The sequence below is a fragment of the Planctobacterium marinum genome (assembly GCF_036322805.1).
In the GTDB taxonomy this organism is placed as follows: Bacteria; Pseudomonadota; Gammaproteobacteria; order Enterobacterales; family Alteromonadaceae; genus Planctobacterium; species Planctobacterium marinum_A.
The window spans coordinates 4,796,021-4,813,534 of record NZ_AP027272.1; the positions used below are offsets into that span (position 1 = coordinate 4,796,021).

Here is a 17,514-nt window from a genome sequence, read left to right on the forward strand (position 1 = left end):
GCTTATTCCGCAGGGTGGTAGAGTTCACTGCCAGCGCGTTTGAATTCCGCCGCCTTTTGCTGCATTTCCGCTTCGATATCCAATATCTGAATATCGATAGCCTCCTGCCCTAACTCGGCGGCATATTCACGTACATCCTGAGAGATTTTCATGGAACAAAACTTAGGACCACACATGGAACAGAAGTGAGCCACTTTACCCGACTCTTGTGGCAGCGTTTGATCGTGATATTCGCGCGCCCGTTGAGGATCTAAACTGAGATTAAATTGGTCCAGCCAGCGGAACTCAAAACGCGCTTTGGATAGCGCATCATCGCGAACTTGAGCGCCGGGATGGCCTTTCGCTAAATCCGCGGCATGAGCGGCGATTTTATAGGTGATCAAACCCTCTTTTACATCTTCCTTGTCGGGTAACCCCAAGTGCTCTTTGGGTGTGACATAACACAGCATCGCCGTGCCATACCAACCGATTTGAGCCGCGCCAATCGCTGAAGTAATATGGTCGTAGCCCGGTGCGATATCGGTAGTCAGTGGGCCCAGGGTGTAAAAAGGTGCTTCATGGCATAAGGCCAACTGTTCGTCCATATTGTGTTTAATAAGTTGCATGGGCACATGTCCTGGCCCTTCTACAATGGTCTGCACATCGTAACGCCAGGCAATTTTTGTCAGCTCGCCCAAGATGGCCAACTCAGCCATTTGGGCAGCGTCATTGGCATCGGCAATAGAGCCTGGACGCAAACCATCACCAAGCGAAAAACTAACATCGTATTGCTGCATGATTTTGCAGATATCTTCGAAGTGGGTGTAGAGAAAGTTTTCTTTGTGGTGTGCCAGACACCATTTCGCCATGATAGAGCCGCCACGAGAAACAATACCGGTAACGCGCTTTGCAGTGAGCGGCACATAACGCAATAACACCCCTGCGTGAATGGTAAAGTAATCCACTCCCTGTTCAGCTTGCTCGATTAAGGTATCGCGATAAATCTCCCAGGTCAGATTTTCCGCCACGCCGTTTACTTTTTCCAGCGCCTGATACAAAGGCACCGTGCCGATAGGTACCGGGCTATTGCGAATAATCCATTCCCGAGTTTCATGAATATTGCGACCTGTAGATAAATCCATCACGGTATCAGCCCCCCATCGGGTAGACCAAACCAACTTTTCTACTTCTTCTTCGATGGAAGAGGTTACCGATGAATTGCCGATATTGGCATTGACCTTCACTAAAAAGTTGCGCCCGATAATCATGGGTTCACTTTCAGGATGATTGATATTGCAGGGCAACACGGCTCGACCACGTGCTATCTCATCTCGTACGAACTCGGGGGTAATTTGCTGGGGAATAGAAGCACCAAACGATTCGCCTTGCTGTTGCAACTGACGAATTTCATTTGCTAACTGCGCCCGGCCCATGTTTTCCCGAATGGCGACGTATTCCATTTCAGGGGTAATAATGCCCTTTCTGGCATAGTGCATCTGAGTGACATTTCGCCCGGTTTTCGCACGTCGAATGGCGGGAAGGTGCTCAAAGCGGATATGATCCAGCCCTTCGTCCGCCAACCTCTGCTGCGAAAATCCAGCGCTGGGAGCCGATAAAAGTTCGCTGTCATCACGTGCTGTAATCCAGGGTTGGCGCAATTTCGGTAACCCCTTGCGCACATCAAGAGGCACCTCAGGATCACCGTAGACACCAGAGGTATCATAAATTCGCACCGGCGCATTAGGTCGATATTGCGGCGCAGTCTCAGTACCGCCGACCAGACTGTCAGACAGCTGCACTTCACGCATGCCTACCTTGACACCGGGTTGCTCACCCGTGACATAAATTTTATTGGAATTTGGATAATCGTAACCGCGCAGCTGTTGGATGAACTGCTCGGCTTGGGCACGACGTTGTCGTGCAGTAATGGTTTTGTTTTTCATGATAAGACCTCTTTTAGTTAAATCGGTCTTGTCAGATAAAAGAAGGAGCTGGACAGGAAGCAGCACTATCCTCCATCGATCTATTTTGGAGGATATGACTTGCTTTCTTGTTTCCTACGCAAGTATTAACTTGGTCAGGTTCACGGATCCCGCAACTGCGATCTCAGCCTGAGTTTGCAAAGGTTAACTTGCAAACTCAGGCACTCCGACAAGAAGTAGTAATTCTAATTCCATCAAATAATCGATCTGCTCAATGATTGACTATTTGATCAACTTTGTTTCGTCTTTTTTACCTTACTTTAGCCTGAAACGAACTGTCAACAGGTAATTATTTTTCTACTAAGACGGGTTGCAAAGACAAGCAACAACTCGGATTTAAGGGTTTGTTTTGGCTAATGCTCGCTTACCTGGCAGTTTCAACATACCTGTGGTTAAGGCTACACCCAGTAAAATGGTGGCGGCTCCAAGCATGATGGTTTGGGTAACTTGCTCATTGATAAACCACCAACCCCAGATAAAGGCAAATAGCGGTACCAGGTAGGTTACCGACAGTGCTTTGCTCACACCTTCCCGCGCCAGAATGCGAAAATACAGAATATAAGCAATGCCAGTACAAGCGATACCAAGCATTATCACATCACGCCAGGCACTGACCGATGGCATCGTTTCTGGCCATGTCATCACACCCGGAATAATGAGCATGATACTGGCGCTGATCTGACTGCCGGTTGCCACCGCTAAAGGCCTCATTCCCGCTGCATACAGCTTGGAGTAACAAGCCGCAAAGCCATAACAAGTGGATGCCAGTAGCGCCCCTAAAATGGGCAACAGGAGTAGAACATCCTCAGAAATTTTCTCCGACATCAGAATAAAGACACCGCCAAAACCCACGATTAATCCCAAAGCCGTGCCCGCTGCAATCTTATCTTTTAGCCACACCCAGGCCACCAAAGCACCGAACATAGGGGCAGTTGAGTTTAATGTGGCTGTTAACCCCGCTTCCAGCGAAAGCGTTGCCCATGCAAACAAGGTAAAGGGTATCGCGGTATTAGTGAGGCCCAATATGACCAGGTGTTTCCAGTGGGTTCGTATTTGCTGCATTTCATGACGGCGAATGAACAACATCAGCAGCACTAAAAAAATTGCTGCAACTGACGCTCTGATAAGAATCAGAGAAAAAGCACCAAACTCCGGCGAACCGGTGCGCATAAACAGAAATGATGCGCCCCACAAGGCCCCCAGAATAACAAGTTCCAGATAAGATTTAGCCTGCATAAAATGTCCTTTTTATACTTATATGAGTTCAAATTGCGAAGGGCTATTGTGCCCTGATTCTAAATCCAGCAACCATGCTTTTCTGGACAATCCACCAGCATAACCAGTCAATTTGCCGTTTTTGCCAATAACCCGATGACAAGGCACTACAATGCTCAATGGATTTTTACCATTGGCGGCCCCCACCGCGCGCACCGCGTTTTTATCTCCCAATGTTTCTGCGATATCCACATAGCTACAGGTTTGCCCGTAGTCGATTGTCAAAAGTGCCTGCCATACTTTGTTCTGAAATGCTGTGCCTTGCGGTGATAACGGCAAATCAAACACCCTGCGGTTACCTTCAAAGTACTCCGATAATTGTTTTTTTGCTTCTTGTAATACCCGAGCTTCGGATGCAACCTGCAGGGCATCTTCTACAAACAAGATATGCTTCAAATGCGCCTGTTCAGCGGCGATTTCCAATAAACCGATTGGTGTTTGTAGATAGGCAAAGGCGGTATTTTTTTGAGTTTCCATTTAAGCGTGATCCCACAGTTGAAAGGTCAGATAGCTGCGCCATGGCGCAGCTGCATCGGTTTGTAATGAAAATTGCTCAATTTGTTTTTTGATCACCAGATCCGTCCCCAGCCAGATATCCGGCTCGGACAAACCGCGCATCTTGGCGTAGGCAACAGTCCAGGGACCAATGCCTTTAATTTCTAGCCAAGCATCTGGGCTATTATCCTCGGGATTATCGTGAAGGTATTGCGCCAATGCCCGCAATGCTCGCTTGCGCGCCTCGGGCATTTTCAAAAATGCCAGCTCACTTTTTGCAACCGCTTCTGGTGTGGGAAACAAGCGCGTTAGTTGTTGTTCTCCTGGCAGTGGCTCGCCTAATTCTTCGGTTAATTGTGCCACTTTATTCACCGCCGCTTTTACAGACACCTGCTGCCCTAAAATCGCGCGACAGCCAGCTTCAAATAAACTCCATACGCCTGGAATGCGGATCCCCGGCGTTAACTGCTCTGTTGTCAATCCGGTTTGCAGTAATCCTTCTTTGACAATGCTGTAATCCGTCTCGAGATCCAATACCCGCTTAATGTTTTGCAAAACGAAACGCAGGCTTTGATAGTTTTGCAAGCTGAGGGTAACTTTAAAGCGAAAACGCTCAGGCTCTATCTCAGCACTAAGGTAACCTTTGTCGTCCTGCCAGCTAAAACTGCGAGCATAACTATCGTCGGTGACGGTTTCCATGCCGGGCACCGCTCTGACTTGCCAGAAATCCCGCACCTGTCGCCAACAATAGTCCGGCGTATAGGACAAATACAATTGCAACTGTTTACCTTCCTGACTTTGCTGTTGCCGGATTTGCGTGGGGGTTAATTGCAGGGTATCTTTCAGGTTTTGTTGTAAGCGTCTGGCAGATTGAAAACCGGCTGTTAGGGCCACTTGTTCCACTGACAGGCTAGTTTCGTGCAGAAGTTTTTTGGCAAACAAAAGCTGCTCAGTTAACTGATATTGCTTGGGAGAAACCCCCAAATGCTGGCGAAATAACTTGCGCAGATAACCATCGGAAATCCCCAGTCGCTGAGCAATAGAATCTAGCCCGGATTCGGGATTATCCCGCAATAATTTCATGGCACGAACAACGGTGGTTTCAACCCCTAACCAGGCATAGGAACTCGGGGCACTATCCGGACGACAGCGCAAACAGGGGCGATAACCGTGATCCAGCGCTTGTGCCGCATGAGCATAATATTCGACGTTCTCTTCTTTAGGTAGATTGGCCGGGCAGATATTGCGACAAAAAATGCCCGTGGTTTTCACCGCCACAAAAAAACGACCATCAAAGCGCCGATCCCGACTTAATCTGGCTTGTTGCCAGGTCTGGTAATTCATATTGTGCTCCTTGAAGTAATCGCTGAAAGGCAGTTTACGCTAAAAATACGAAACAGATGCGATGAATTCGGAACTCAATAATGATGTTTATTCTGTGCCATTCGCCTGGTTATTCAACAAGGCAACATTGCAAGGCAGACCGTTTATCAGGATAATGCGACGCTTGGGTGTGCTTATTTTGACGCCCTTGGTTTTTGTAAATTGCGTTTAACGGGGTTGTTTTGAGTTTTTTGCGTCTGCTTGTCATTGTTGTTTTGTTCACAGCGCTCAATCCGACTAAAGGATTGGCGGATGAGCATTTCATCGACACATTCTGGCAAGACACCCGCAGCAAAATCCAGGGCCAGAATATTCCCGGCTTCAGTATGGTGTATATTGAACGCAACCGAGACCCTCGCTATTTCAGCACCGGCTTAACAGAAAAACATGGCCAGCCAGTTGATGAACAAACCCTGTTTCGATTGGCGTCGGTATCCAAAACCTTTACCGGTGGCCTCACCGCCAAATTAGTGCACAAAGGCCAGTTAGACTGGCAACAACCCCTGCAAGAACTCGCACCGGATTTCAATTTCAGCAGCAACAACCGCACCATTACGTTAGAGCATTTACTCAGCCAGAGCAGCGGTTTAATGCGCAATGCCTACGATAACTTAATCGAAGCCAACTATTCCTTACCGCGAATTATCGATGAGTTAAAAGACTTAAAGCCCCTGTGCCAGCCAGGCAAATGCTATACCTATCAAAACGCCTTATTCGGTGTACTGGAATATCATTTCCAGCAACAAGATACGTCCTATGGACAGGTACTGGAGCAAGAGCTATTAACACCACTGAATATGTACCATACCAGTGTGGGCAGTACCCCGCTGGTAAAAGCCGATGACTGGGCCAAGCCCCATGTGTTAACTCGCGCCAAAAACTGGAAAAAGACCCGTATTAACGAATCCTATTATCGGGTTTCACCCGCAGCTGGCATCAATACTAATAGTCACGACATGGGCATCTGGTTAAAAGCCATGCTTGGCGAGTACCCCGATGTGATTGAGCCAGCGATTATCGAAGAAATCACTCAACCCCATATCCGCACCACTCGAGAATTACGTCGTCGCGCCTGGCGCAAGCTACTGGACAACGCCCATTATGGCTTGGGCTGGCGAGTGTACGAGATTGATGGTTTGCAGGTGGCCTACCACAGTGGCTGGGTTAAGGGCTATCGCGCGGAAGTTTCTTTCTGCTCCGAGCTGGGTATTGGGGTGGCGATGCTGATGAATGCCGAAGCCAACCTGATGAACGAATTAGGCGCTGATTTCTGGTCAGGCTATCTGGCTCGCCAGACTCACGAAGTACGTGAAAACCTGCAACTCACTGCGGGTAAATAGTCACAGAAGTCTTGTCCGCTAAACATTTCACCACTTACCTTAACCACTTAATCTTCTCTATTCACATCAGTAAAAACCTGTACTTTGGTACAGTTTTTCCCCAGCTATTTTTATGTTTTGATGATCATTAACAGACCCAGTACAGACTTCTTGTACTGCAGTCTTTTAATTGACATGGACGATGAGATAAATGAGTAACGCAAAGCTCTTTATATTTGGTTTTATCACCAGTTTAGTACTGGTACAGGTTTTACCAGAAAACACTCCAATATATGTGGACTTCGCTATTGCAATGACAATCCTTGCGCTCTTCTTATTGGCAATAAAATTGGTAAAAAAACACAAAAATAAGTAGTGCTCGCAGGACTAAATATCTATTCCAACCACTTGAGCTTTTCCAGTGGGTAGCCCAGATACCATTTAGTGCGCTCAAGGATGGTTTTTACCTTTATCTCTTTAACCTCCAGCTTGCTGTTGCGTGCAATATCATCACACACCTGATTCAGCGCCTGTATATTGGGAAAGCAGCTGAACATCATGTAATGGAATTCCCCTTCCACTCGCAAACAATCCATAAATTCGGGGATATCTTGTATCGCTTGTTCGAAGGGCTTTCTGGCTTGCGGCGTATTGGAGTGCAGTTTCACTTCGACATAGGCCAGCATATGCTCACAGATCCGCTCCAGGTCCATTTCAGTGTGAAAATTAAAGAAATATCCTGCTTCCTTTAATGCCTTGGTGCGCTGGAAGCAAGCGCTGGGGGACAAACCTACCAACTCAGCTAACTCTTGGTTAGACAGGTCTGCTTGCTTGTGAATGGTGGCTAGTATGCGTTTATTAATGGCATCCAGCTTGATGTTCTTTTTAGCCATATCGCCTCTGAACCTGTAAACAAAAGAAGATTTTGATCTGTGGGCAAATAAAAAACAATCTGTTTTTACCAGAGGGCACTTCAAACAATAATTTTTTCAGCATGTTATAGACTGATAAAAAGTCATCACAATGAGCAAGCCCAATGCCTGTACCAGAAGTGCAAACAACACTGCCATCAAATAAAGACTGGATAGCTTGGCCGCGCATTGCTGCGATCTCAGCCATGGTGGCCTTTTCACTGCCCACCTTTATCACCGGGCTGGAAGTGTCGCAATCCTTGAGCGTGCAAAGTGCCTTAATCGCAATGCTGGTTGGCTGCGTTATTCTCACCTTGATAGGAGGTGCCATGGGCACTGTGGGTGTGCAAACCCGGATGAGCTCCTATCAGCTGGTGCGCATTGCCTTTGGAGATAAGGGCGCTGCAGCCATTAACCTGGCGTTCGCTTTGTCGTTATTAGGCTGGTTTGGGGTGAACATCGACCTGTTCTCTGGTGCAGTCGTTGAATTATTTAAACAATATCAAGTGGAGAGTATCTCAGGTTTTGCCATCGAACTAATCGCCGGAGCCTTGATGACACTCACCACCATTATCGGATTTTCCGCTATCAATCGCATTGCCTCTTGGATGGTGCCTGTCATTGCGTTAGTCACCTTGTTCATGCTCTACAATGCCTTGCAGATGTTGCCATTCAGTGAGTTTTTGCAAACGGGTAATAACGAAGATATCGCCATGAGTCAGGGGGTGAGTGCCATCGTGGGTGCAATTATCATTGGTGCGATTATTCTGCCCGACATCACTCGCTTTAGTCGGCAAGCCAGAGGCGCCTGGCATACGGCTTTTTGGTCTTATCTGGTGGTGCAGTTATTGGTGATGGTGGTAGCGGCCTGGTCGGGTGCGGCAACGGGCAATACTGATATTTTACAACTGATGCTGGCCATTGGTTTGGGTGTGATGGCATTTGCCATCGTGATCTGCGGCAGTTGGGTGCTCAATTCATTGAACCTCTACAGTACTTGTTTGAGTATCGGCGCTACCTGGCCCAAAGCGCAAAACCACCTGTTTACCGGATTATTAGGGCTTGTGGGTATCGTCGCAGCGTCCTTTGATATTCTGGATTACTTTATCGGTTTTCTGGTGATCTTGTCGGCTATTTTTGTACCCGTCGCCGGAGTGATCCTGATTGATTATTTTCTGTTGTACAAACCCTTTTATTGCGCCAAAACACTGAACCAAAGCATTCCCTTTTCATGGGCTGCTGCCATCGCCTGGTTTGCGGGAGCCAGCTTAGCGGTTGCTGATATGTTTTACGCCATACCTACGCTTACCGGCATCAATGTGTTGGATGCCATCCTGTTATGTGGCTTGGTTTATTGGGGCTGCGGCAAAATGTTTTTTAATAGTAATCCGCCACCGGGCTGAATCTAATCCTTTAACTGAGATTAGTTCCATCCACTTACACCCATTTGTTTAACTTGTAACTAGAGAATCTGAGCAGGATTCAGGAGTAACCCCATGCGTATAGGTATCGATGTAGGAGGCACCCATACCGACGCCGTCTTAATGCACGGTGATAATTTGCTGGCCGCCACCAAAGCCCTCACCAGTCAGGACGTGACCTCTGGCATTGTTAGTGCCCTGCGTACAGTCATCAAAGAGTCTGGAATTAAAGCTCAGCAAATCCAGTCAGTAATGATTGGCACCACGCAATTTACCAATGCCGTGGTAGAGCGTCGTGAACTGGCCCCCACCGCCATCATTCGATTGAGCTTGCCTTCAGGTGAAGGCTTACCACCGGGTTGTGACTGGCCTCAAGATCTGGTGCAAGCCATGCAATTGCAAAGCTATCAGGTTAACGGCGGTTATCTCTACGATGGTTGGCCGTTAAGCGAAATAAACCTTGAGCAGCTGGAGTCGGTGGTTAGCGATATCAAAGCCAAAGGCATTCGCAATATTGCCCTGGCCTCGGCTTTCTCCCCTATGAATTCTGAGCCAGAGTTCCAGGCACAGCGCTATATCGAACAGCACATCCCCGATGCCCAGATAACCCTTTCCCACAAGATGGGCAAACTGGGCATTCTTGAGCGAGAAAATGCCGCAGCGCTCAACGTGGCCCTGCTGCCTTTTGCTCAAAAAGTGGTACGAGCCTTTTTACATGCCTTGCAAAAAGAAGGACTGAGCTGCCCGATGTTTATCAGCCAAAACGACGGCACCTTGATGAATGCGGAATTTATCACAAGATACCCGGCGTTAACCTTTTCTTCCGGCCCCACTAACTCATTACGGGGTGCCAGTAAGCTCACGGGAATTAAAGATGCCATCGTAGTAGATATCGGCGGCACCACGTCGGATATCGGTGTATTGCAGGATGGTTTCCCGCGGGAATCCAATGTGGTGATAGAGGTAGGCGGGGTGCGCACTAATTTTCGTATGCCAGATATTCAGGCGGTGGGCCTGGGTGGTGGCAGTATTGTACAAGACAACGGTAAACGCCTGGGGCCGCAATCCATAGGCCATAACCTGGTGAATGAAGGCTTAGTGTTTGGTGGCAATACACTTACCGCCACGGACATTATTGTGGCTATGGGCAAAGCGGAAATTGGCGATGCCACAAGACTGACGCAGCTTTCGCCCGACACCGTGAACAATGCCAGAGAGCAAATCAAAAGTATGCTGGATCAGCATATCGATATGATGAAGCCCGGCAGCAAACCCGTGCCTGTCATCTTGGTAGGTGGCGGTGCCATTCTGGTGCAAGATGAGCTGCAATCGGCTTCAAAGGTGATACGTCCGGAAAATGCCGCCGTGGCCAATGCCATTGGCGCCTCTATCGCCCAAATTGGTGGCGAAGCCGAAGCCATGTTGAATTACCGTAGCCTGTCCCGAGAGGCCGCCATCCAGCAGGTTAAACAGCAAGCCGTTGATAATGCCATTGCCGCAGGTGCCATCCCGGACAGCCTGAAACTGGCAGATATCGAAGAGACCAGCATCCCTTACATGGACGATGGCAATATTAAACTCAGAGTCAAAGTGATTGGTGATATCACATTGTCAGCAGCAAAAGGAGTGTCAGCATGAAGATTACAGCAGCACAGTTAGACGATCTCGCTTTAGGCGCGGTATTTTTGGCCACCGGCGGTGGCGGCGATCCTTATGTGCCCTTGTTACTGGCCAAACAGGCATTAGCCAAATACGGCGATGTTAGCCTGATACAAGCGCAAGAACTGGCAGATGACGCCACCATTATCACTTTAGGTGGTGTTGGCGCACCAACGGTTAGCCTGGAGTTATTGCCCTCGTTATCCGAGGCCGAAAATGCCTTAAACGCCTGGCAATCTCACACTGGCAAAAAGGTGGATGCCATCGCCGCTTTTGAAATAGGCGGTGCTAACTCTCTCTTGCCGTTGATTGCCGCAGCCGCAACCGGCATTCCTATTGTGGACGGTGACGGCATGGGCCGTGCCTTGCCTGAAGCACAAATGATGAGCTACGCCATTGAAGGCGTATGCCCCTCCCCAGCTATCGCCTGTGATTACCTGGGCAATATCACCACCTTTACTACCCCAGATACCGCTACCTATGAGCGCCATATCCGGGCACTGACAATGGCGTCGGGTGGTATGCTCACTACTGCAGAGCATCCCATGACCGGCGCACAGTTAAAACAATCCATCATTCCCGGTACCTTGAGTTTCGCCATTGAGCTAGGAAAGCTTTTGCGCAGCCAAAGAGCCAATGCCCAGCAACACCTACCAGCTCTAAAGGCCCTGTTTAAAGACTCCTTGTATGGTGCTTGCGAACTATTGGGTTGCGGCAAGGTAGTAGACAAAAGTACACAAATAGTCGGCGGTTACGATGTAGGAGAAGCCACTATCGTGGATTTTGCTGATGCCCAACGAGAAATTAAAATCAGCATCAAAAACGAATACTTACTGGCCACAGAAAACGACAAAGTACTCACCTCTGTCCCGGATTTAATTGTGATCGTAGATTACGAATCAACCCAACCCATTAACGCGGAGCGACTGCGCTATGGTCAACGGGTGGCGATTTTCGCCATAGGCTGCCCGGATTTCTACCGCAGCGAAAAAGCCTTGGCAGCCGTCAGCCCCCGATGTTTTGGCTTTGATCTGGATTATGTGCCGTTGGAAACAATGTGAGGTTAAAAAAAGAATCTTAAGTGGTTTTTCAAATCCCACTACCTGGCTAACGTCTTTATTTTTGCGACAACTAAGTCTGGATCTGAAATATGTAAATGATGTTTTTCCGACTCTGAATAAATGATTTCGACATTAGTCGAAAGTGATTTGAAATATTCTTCTGCACCCTGTTCTAATACTTCCATTCTTTTCGCTATCTTATCTGGCACAAAAGCAGGGTCGTAGGATTCTCCGGTTTGTTTGGCGCGAATGACAATTATAGGCTTAGAGTCAAAACCTTTGGAGTTTGATAGTTGTTTATAACTCTCCATATGATCAACGTTTTCTGGAACTCTTTCGAACATTGGATTTAGTACAGTTTTCTCAAATTCCATGTAACGTTTTAATTCTTCGTTGTCGGTTTCAAAACTTTGAGGCCAACGAGTACCCATTGTGTAAAAGTACCCAAGAGTAGGAGGAGCGATAAACACAGCACCTGATACTTCATCTGGATAGAGGTTGTTGTATGCAGTAACTACATATGAAGCGTAAGAACCTCCAGCAAAATAATATGGTGGGTTTATGTTTGCGCTAGCTAAAAGAGCACGAAGGCGATTAGCGGTATCGTTAATCGTAAAAGGAACGGGCCCTTTTTCGCTTTTTCCTAAGCCAGAACGATCGTAAAGACAAATACTGTAATGGTCTTTGAGTTTATTAATACTATTTAACCAGACTCCATCCGAGCCTGAGCGACCGAAACCTTGTTCTAATATTAATTTTGGCTTGTCATTCTCATAACATTCCAAATAAAGGCTATAACCGCCCACATCAAACATGCCAGATTTGGTTGCAATAAGTTCTTCGGCTGAAGTATGCAAGCTTGGCAATATTAAACATACAAGTAAAAGTCTATAAAACATGGTGATTCCTTTCTCATGGGACTTAACATTCTTACTAAAAGCCGTAGAAGTAATGTCTACAGCGATCAGGCGCTTGTTTAATCAGTATACTAAAAAAACCTTAATATGAATGCTATATAACAATACTAGTTCGGAGATCTACAAAAAAGCCGGGCACCCTAAGGTAGCCCGGCCTCCACTCTCGGAGCGTTGAGAGTTTAACTAGTTGTGGCTGTAGGCCTTCATGGAAACATCGGAGTACTTCTTATCACCACGGATACGGATATACCAGGTGCCGGCTTCGGGTGCATCTATCACACAGCTTTCGCTGGTGCCTGCAGTGTCTGACTTGCAGTCATAATGGCCATCGGTGGGCTTTTTGCCATGCTCAATCACCATATACAAATCGCCGCTACCGCCTTCGGTGGAAACCTCTAACATCTTCATGCCTTCTGGCAATTCAAAGCTGTAAGTTCTCCAGCCTGGGTTGCCGGATAAATCAGACCAGCTTTTCTGATACTCATCGTACGTATCCAGCTCGATGATCACCGGATCGTGATCAGACGCGCGGTATGCGTTTGGCGCATACAAGTTAGCTTGCTGATAATCGGATTTGTATTCTACATTGTAATCCAGCGCGATGGGCTCATCGGCGTTGATGTGCCAGTCGGTGACGCTTTTCACTTTTTTGCTTAAGCTGGCTGAGGCAAAAGCGTGATCCAAACTACCTGACTCGCCGCGGTAGATGTAAGAATGGTTGTGACTACCGAGGTATTCTTCCTTTAGGGCAGTTAAACCATTGTCTTTAAAGGCGGTGATGGGATCTTCCATGCCATAAGCATTGATATCACCCAGGATCATGATGTCTGATTCAGCTTTACCGGTTGGATTACCCGCTAACCAACCCATCAGTTCATTTGCCGCTAAGACTCGCGTGGCATTCCAACAACCCTGACCATCACCTAAGTCCTGGTCAGCACCTTCGGCTCGGCTACAACTACCTTTGGAGCGCAGGTGAGCCACTACAAAGGTTAATTCATCATTATTAGATAAATCTCTGAAGGTTTGTGCCACTGGCGCACGGTTACCGTAATCAAAGGGCACTTCAGTGGTATGGGCGGCAGTACCAGCCTCTTCCACCATATCTTTGCGATATATGATGGCTGAAGTGATTTTATCAGTACCGATGTTGTCGGCATTAAAGTCAACGAATGCCCACTCGCCTTCGGAGGCACTATCATTCAAACCATTAACCAGATCCGTAATAGCACTGAACTCACCGAAGCCGTCGTTTTCAACTTCTAATAAACCTACAATGTGAGCGTCCATCGCCAGGATAGCAGCAATAGTTTTATCTCTCTGACGCACAAATTCTTCCATCGAATCAGCACCACGAGAGGTGGGGAAACCTGCGCCCTGGCCGTCGCCATTAAAGTAGTTAAGTACGTTGTAGCTGGCTACACGCAGTTCACCCTCGTAAGTGTATTGAGGGTTTTCGCTACGTGGGTTGGCATCAACAAAAGTCAGTGCCTCAGTAGGATGGATACGGTATTTGCTGAAACCGTAGGTAACTACCCCGGTAACGCCTTCGATTTCAGTGCCGGCACGCAAGGTATTCGCGGCGCTAAGCTCTGGCGCAGGATACGGGATAGCATCCGGGTTTTGCTGAGTGCTGCCATCGTCGATAGTGATTTGATTCAGCGCGTTAGCTGCCGCTACAGCATTGGCAGCGTCACCCGGTGTCGCGATTTGCGTTGGATTGTACAAACGGCCATTGGAGACAATGATTTCCCCATAGCGGCTCAAGCTGTAGTCATCAGATACCGTTAAGGTTTGAGGCATGTTAACCAGCATACCTTCAACACTTTCCAGCGCAGAAGCACTTTCTACCGGCAAAGAAATGCTCGCTGGCGTTACGCTTGCACCGCTGGCACACACTTCCAGCGCAGCAACATTACCTAACTGGGTGGCACCGTAATATTCCTGAACTTCTGCCACAAGACGCACTGTGTCGCCAACGTTGACAGCATTATTGCTGTCGTAAACAAAGATACCTTCTGAGGTATTCGCATCGCTATCGTTATCAGCATCTTCTTCTTGCAGGAAATAACCTTTTAATTGGTCACTTTCCTGTAAATCAGCAGTGACAACGGCTTCTACCACCACGGTATTGCCTTTTAAGGGGCTTTCATCACCCGCCCCCTGCACGGCGCTTAACAAAGTTGCCGCATCAGAGCAAAGTCCCAAGTCAACGCTATTGTTATCATCGTCAGTTGCGCCGTGCTTGCCTAAATCGTCAAAGCTGTTCTTGTCGAATACCTGCCATTCTGCATCGGGATAAAAGGCATCGAAGGGGTTTACATCACCACTTACAATGCCGCTGATACGACGCAAGGTACGATCTTTAGTTGTCACGCCATTGCTATACCAGCTAGAGCCAGGGTCCACACCCACCTGGCCGATAGAATCGATAACTTCCCCATTTTTAGTGAGCACAACGGCATCATCACCATTAAACCAGCTGCCACTTTTAACCTGATTCGCCACATCTAAAATGGCTTGTGCCGAGCTGCCGTGGGCAACGACATAGGCGGCGTCTGAGGCCAATGTGCCTTCTAGCACAATGCTATAACCTAAGGTGGTTTTGCCATTGAAATAGTATTCAAGTTGATATTGAGACAAATCAATAGCTGCGCCCGTTGGATTGTGCAACTCAATGGCTTTGTTGTAGCTGCTGCCTTCGACATATTCTGAAATGTAAATATCGTCAGCAACTGCGGTTGAGGCTGCCATTACTGCAGCGGTCACCAGGGAAAGTTTGGTCAACATGGATTTATTCCTGTAATCATTCAGTAGGGGTTCACAGCGATTTACTTTGTCGCAGTGTGCGTCGTCATTCAGGCGCTACTTTGCCCGATTTAATTAAGACAGGAAGGATTTTTATAAAAACATAATATTCCATTAACAACGCAGTAAAATCAGTTACTTAGCCTATATTGAATAAGCTTACTTATGTCATTGAGTAAGTTTTTAACGCTCGCAACTGGTAACAACTCAGCATTTCAGTGAGCCAAAATTTGGGTAAGATACATATCCGACAGATGGATGTCGGTGTGGTGCTAAATGATAATTAACCCTAATACAAAAAACCCGCCGTAAAGAGGCGGGTTTAAAAATGCATTAAGTGCTATTGGCTCAGAGAATAAAGCGACTTAAGTCTTCGTTCTCTACCAGTGACTCCAGATGATCATCAACGTATTTAGCGTCAATCACCACGGCTTCACCGTCCATTTCTGAGGCGTCATAAGAGATATCTTCCATCAAACGCTCCAGAACTGTGTGCAAACGACGGGCGCCGATGTTTTCTGTGGTTTCATTCACCTGCCATGCGGCATGGGCGATGCGGTCGATACCATCTTCAGAGAAAGTCAGGCTAACGCCTTCAGTTGCCATTAGCGCTTGGTATTGCTCAGTCAACGAAGCATTGGGCTCGGTTAAGATGCGTTTGAAATCGTCGGTGGTCAGCGCCGATAACTCCACGCGAATAGGTAAGCGACCCTGCAATTCCGGGATCAAATCACTGGGCTTAGCCATCTGGAACGCACCAGATGCAATAAACAGAATGTGGTCGGTTTTCACCATGCCGTGCTTGGTGCTCACGGTAGAGCCTTCTACCAGGGGCAGTAAGTCCCGCTGTACACCTTCGCGAGAAACATCGGCGCTGCTGACATTTTCGCGCTTACAAATTTTATCAATCTCATCGATAAACACGATGCCATTTTGCTCGACGGCATCCAGCGCTTTTTCTTTCAGCTCTTCCTGGTTTACCAACTTAGCAGCTTCTTCTTCCACCAGCAGTTTAAGTGCGTCTTTAACCTTCAGCTTTTTCTTCTTCTTTTGCGAGCCAGATAAATTCTGGAACATGCCCTGAAGCTGATTGGTCATCTCTTCCATGCCGGGCGGTGCCATAATTTCAACACCCACCTGAGGTAGAGACACGTCGATTTCGATTTCTTTATCGTCCAATTGGCCTTCGCGCAATTTCTTGCGGAAGATTTGGCGCGAGCCTTTATCTTCAGTGGCTTCTTTCTCACCCCAGACATTTTCAGCGGGCGGTAACAATGCATCAAGAATTCGCTCTTCTGCAGCTTCTTCAGCGCGATAGCGCACTTTGGCCAGCTCTTGCTCTTTGGTCATCTTCACCGCGATATCGGCTAAATCCCGAATGATGGTCTCAACTTCTTTGCCCACATAACCTACTTCAGTGAATTTAGTGGCTTCTACCTTGATGAAAGGTGCGTTAGCCAGTTTCGCCAGTCGACGGGCAATCTCAGTTTTACCGACACCCGTTGGGCCAATCATTAAAATGTTTTTCGGAGTAACTTCTTGGCGCAACTCCATTTCCAGTTGCATGCGACGCCAGCGATTACGCAAGGCGATAGCGACGGCACGCTTGGCGTTTTGCTGGCCGATAATATGATTGTCTAGTTCGTGGACAATTTCACGAGGGGTCATTTCAGACATACTTAATCCTGATCTAATAATCCAGTGTTTCCACAGTCTGGCTGTGATTGGTGAAGACGCAAATACTGCCGGCGATAAACAGGCTCTTCTCAGCGATATCTTTGGCAGACAGTTCGGTATTTTCCAACAGCGCAGTAGCCGAAGCTTGAGCGTAGTTGCCACCTGAACCAATGGCAATTAAATCCATCTCCGGCTGAATAACATCACCGTTACCGGTAATGATTAACGAGGCAGTTTCATCAGCAACAGCCAATAACGCTTCTAAGCGACGCAGCATACGGTCAGTACGCCAGTCTTTGGCTAATTCTACTGCGGCTTTGGTAAGATGCCCCTGATGCTTTTCCAGTTTAGATTCGAAACGCTCAAATAAGGTAAAGGCATCGGCAGTACCACCAGCGAAACCAGCTAATACTTTATCATTGTATAGACGGCGTACTTTTTTGGCATTACCTTTCATCACGGTATTGCCCAATGAAACCTGACCATCACCGGCCATTACCACCTGATTGCCTCGGCGGACAGACACTATCGTTGTCATTTTGATTCCTGCGTTATGTAGCGGGGTAAAAATATATAAACCGCGCTTATTCAAACTATCTGCAGTTTGTGGGGGTGATTAGTTTGATT

The 17,514-nt window shown here is 47.6% G+C and carries 13 protein-coding genes and 1 riboswitch; of the genes, 4 read left to right on the forward strand and 9 right to left on the reverse strand.

Going from position 1 to position 17,514, the window contains the following annotated elements:
- Nucleotides 1-2 precede the first annotated feature (2 nt).
- From thiC to AABA75_RS21065, 4 genes are all read right to left on the reverse strand, one after another.
- The gene (gene thiC / locus AABA75_RS21050) at nucleotides 3-1,922 is read right to left on the reverse strand and encodes a phosphomethylpyrimidine synthase ThiC (RefSeq protein ID WP_338294706.1); all 1,920 of its coding nucleotides are present in this window, start codon (nucleotides 1,920-1,922) and stop codon (nucleotides 3-5) included.
- Nucleotides 1,923-2,016: 94 nt separating this feature from the next.
- Nucleotides 2,017-2,140: riboswitch (TPP riboswitch) on the reverse strand.
- Between the two features lie 157 nt (nucleotides 2,141-2,297).
- Entirely contained in the window at nucleotides 2,298-3,197 is a 900-nt protein-coding gene (locus tag AABA75_RS21055) for a DMT family transporter (RefSeq protein ID WP_338294707.1), read from the reverse strand.
- An 18-nt stretch (nucleotides 3,198-3,215) separates the two neighbouring features.
- A complete protein-coding gene (locus AABA75_RS21060; protein WP_338294708.1) occupies nucleotides 3,216-3,713 on the reverse strand; it encodes a methylated-DNA--[protein]-cysteine S-methyltransferase in 498 nt (165 codons plus the stop codon).
- Nucleotides 3,714-5,075 carry an Ada metal-binding domain-containing protein gene (locus tag AABA75_RS21065; RefSeq protein WP_338294709.1) on the reverse strand — a complete coding sequence of 454 codons (1,362 nt, stop codon included), beginning with the start codon at nucleotides 5,073-5,075 and terminating at the stop codon, nucleotides 3,714-3,716.
- 221 nt (nucleotides 5,076-5,296) lie between these two features.
- Between AABA75_RS21065 and AABA75_RS21070 the strand changes: the two genes are divergently transcribed.
- Nucleotides 5,297-6,454 (forward strand): serine hydrolase domain-containing protein, encoded by a 1,158-nt coding sequence (locus AABA75_RS21070; protein WP_338294710.1) that lies wholly within the window; start codon nucleotides 5,297-5,299, stop codon nucleotides 6,452-6,454.
- A gap of 374 nt (nucleotides 6,455-6,828) precedes the next feature.
- On the opposite strand, the gene AABA75_RS21075 is transcribed toward AABA75_RS21070, so the two are convergent.
- Nucleotides 6,829-7,326, reverse strand: a complete 498-nt coding sequence (locus AABA75_RS21075; RefSeq protein WP_338294711.1) for an Lrp/AsnC family transcriptional regulator — start codon at nucleotides 7,324-7,326, stop codon at nucleotides 6,829-6,831.
- Nucleotides 7,327-7,469: 143 nt separating this feature from the next.
- On the opposite strand from AABA75_RS21075, the gene AABA75_RS21080 reads away from it, so the two are divergent.
- The 3 genes from AABA75_RS21080 to AABA75_RS21090 all read left to right on the forward strand — a co-directional run bounded on the left by AABA75_RS21080 (nucleotide 7,470) and on the right by AABA75_RS21090 (nucleotide 11,485).
- Complete coding sequence (locus tag AABA75_RS21080) at nucleotides 7,470-8,747, forward strand: purine-cytosine permease family protein (RefSeq protein WP_338294712.1); 1,278 nt, start codon at nucleotides 7,470-7,472, stop codon at nucleotides 8,745-8,747.
- Nucleotides 8,748-8,840: 93 nt separating this feature from the next.
- Entirely contained in the window at nucleotides 8,841-10,403 is a 1,563-nt protein-coding gene (locus AABA75_RS21085; protein ID WP_338294713.1) for a hydantoinase/oxoprolinase family protein, read from the forward strand.
- Nucleotides 10,400-11,485 (forward strand): DUF917 domain-containing protein, encoded by a 1,086-nt coding sequence (locus AABA75_RS21090; protein ID WP_338294714.1) that lies wholly within the window; start codon nucleotides 10,400-10,402, stop codon nucleotides 11,483-11,485. Before AABA75_RS21085 ends, AABA75_RS21090 begins: the two co-directional genes overlap by 4 nt.
- A 38-nt stretch (nucleotides 11,486-11,523) precedes the next feature.
- Here the strand turns inward: AABA75_RS21090 and AABA75_RS21095 are convergent, their stop codons facing one another.
- The 4 genes from AABA75_RS21095 to hslV form a co-directional block, all read right to left on the reverse strand.
- Nucleotides 11,524-12,384: an alpha/beta fold hydrolase gene (locus AABA75_RS21095; RefSeq protein WP_338294715.1), complete on the reverse strand. Its 861-nt coding sequence runs from the start codon at nucleotides 12,382-12,384 to the stop codon at nucleotides 11,524-11,526.
- Nucleotides 12,385-12,585: 201 nt separating this feature from the next.
- Nucleotides 12,586-15,192, reverse strand: a complete 2,607-nt coding sequence (locus tag AABA75_RS21100; protein ID WP_338294716.1) for an ExeM/NucH family extracellular endonuclease — start codon at nucleotides 15,190-15,192, stop codon at nucleotides 12,586-12,588.
- 366 nt (nucleotides 15,193-15,558) lie between these two features.
- Entirely contained in the window at nucleotides 15,559-16,887 is a 1,329-nt protein-coding gene (hslU, locus tag AABA75_RS21105; RefSeq protein ID WP_338294717.1) for an HslU--HslV peptidase ATPase subunit, read from the reverse strand.
- 13 nt (nucleotides 16,888-16,900) lie between these two features.
- On the reverse strand, nucleotides 16,901-17,425 hold the full coding sequence (gene hslV, locus AABA75_RS21110; protein WP_338294718.1) for an ATP-dependent protease subunit HslV: 525 nt from the start codon (nucleotides 17,423-17,425) through the stop codon (nucleotides 16,901-16,903).
- Nucleotides 17,426-17,514: the final 89 nt, after the last annotated feature.

Coding starts and splice junctions, on each gene's coding strand:
- AABA75_RS21075 (WP_338294711.1), bottom strand. CDS start 7,326: ATGGCTAAAAAGAACATCAAGCTGGATGCCATTAATAAACGCATACTA.
- AABA75_RS21085 (WP_338294713.1), top strand. CDS start 8,841: ATGCGTATAGGTATCGATGTAGGAGGCACCCATACCGACGCCGTCTTA.
- AABA75_RS21065 (WP_338294709.1), bottom strand. CDS start 5,075: ATGAATTACCAGACCTGGCAACAAGCCAGATTAAGTCGGGATCGGCGC.
- hslV (WP_338294718.1), bottom strand. CDS start 17,425: ATGACAACGATAGTGTCTGTCCGCCGAGGCAATCAGGTGGTAATGGCC.
- hslU (WP_338294717.1), bottom strand. CDS start 16,887: ATGTCTGAAATGACCCCTCGTGAAATTGTCCACGAACTAGACAATCAT.
- thiC (WP_338294706.1), bottom strand. CDS start 1,922: ATGAAAAACAAAACCATTACTGCACGACAACGTCGTGCCCAAGCCGAG.
- AABA75_RS21055 (WP_338294707.1), bottom strand. CDS start 3,197: ATGCAGGCTAAATCTTATCTGGAACTTGTTATTCTGGGGGCCTTGTGG.
- AABA75_RS21095 (WP_338294715.1), bottom strand. CDS start 12,384: ATGTTTTATAGACTTTTACTTGTATGTTTAATATTGCCAAGCTTGCAT.
- AABA75_RS21060 (WP_338294708.1), bottom strand. CDS start 3,713: ATGGAAACTCAAAAAAATACCGCCTTTGCCTATCTACAAACACCAATC.
- AABA75_RS21100 (WP_338294716.1), bottom strand. CDS start 15,192: ATGTTGACCAAACTTTCCCTGGTGACCGCTGCAGTAATGGCAGCCTCA.
- AABA75_RS21080 (WP_338294712.1), top strand. CDS start 7,470: ATGCCTGTACCAGAAGTGCAAACAACACTGCCATCAAATAAAGACTGG.
- AABA75_RS21090 (WP_338294714.1), top strand. CDS start 10,400: ATGAAGATTACAGCAGCACAGTTAGACGATCTCGCTTTAGGCGCGGTA.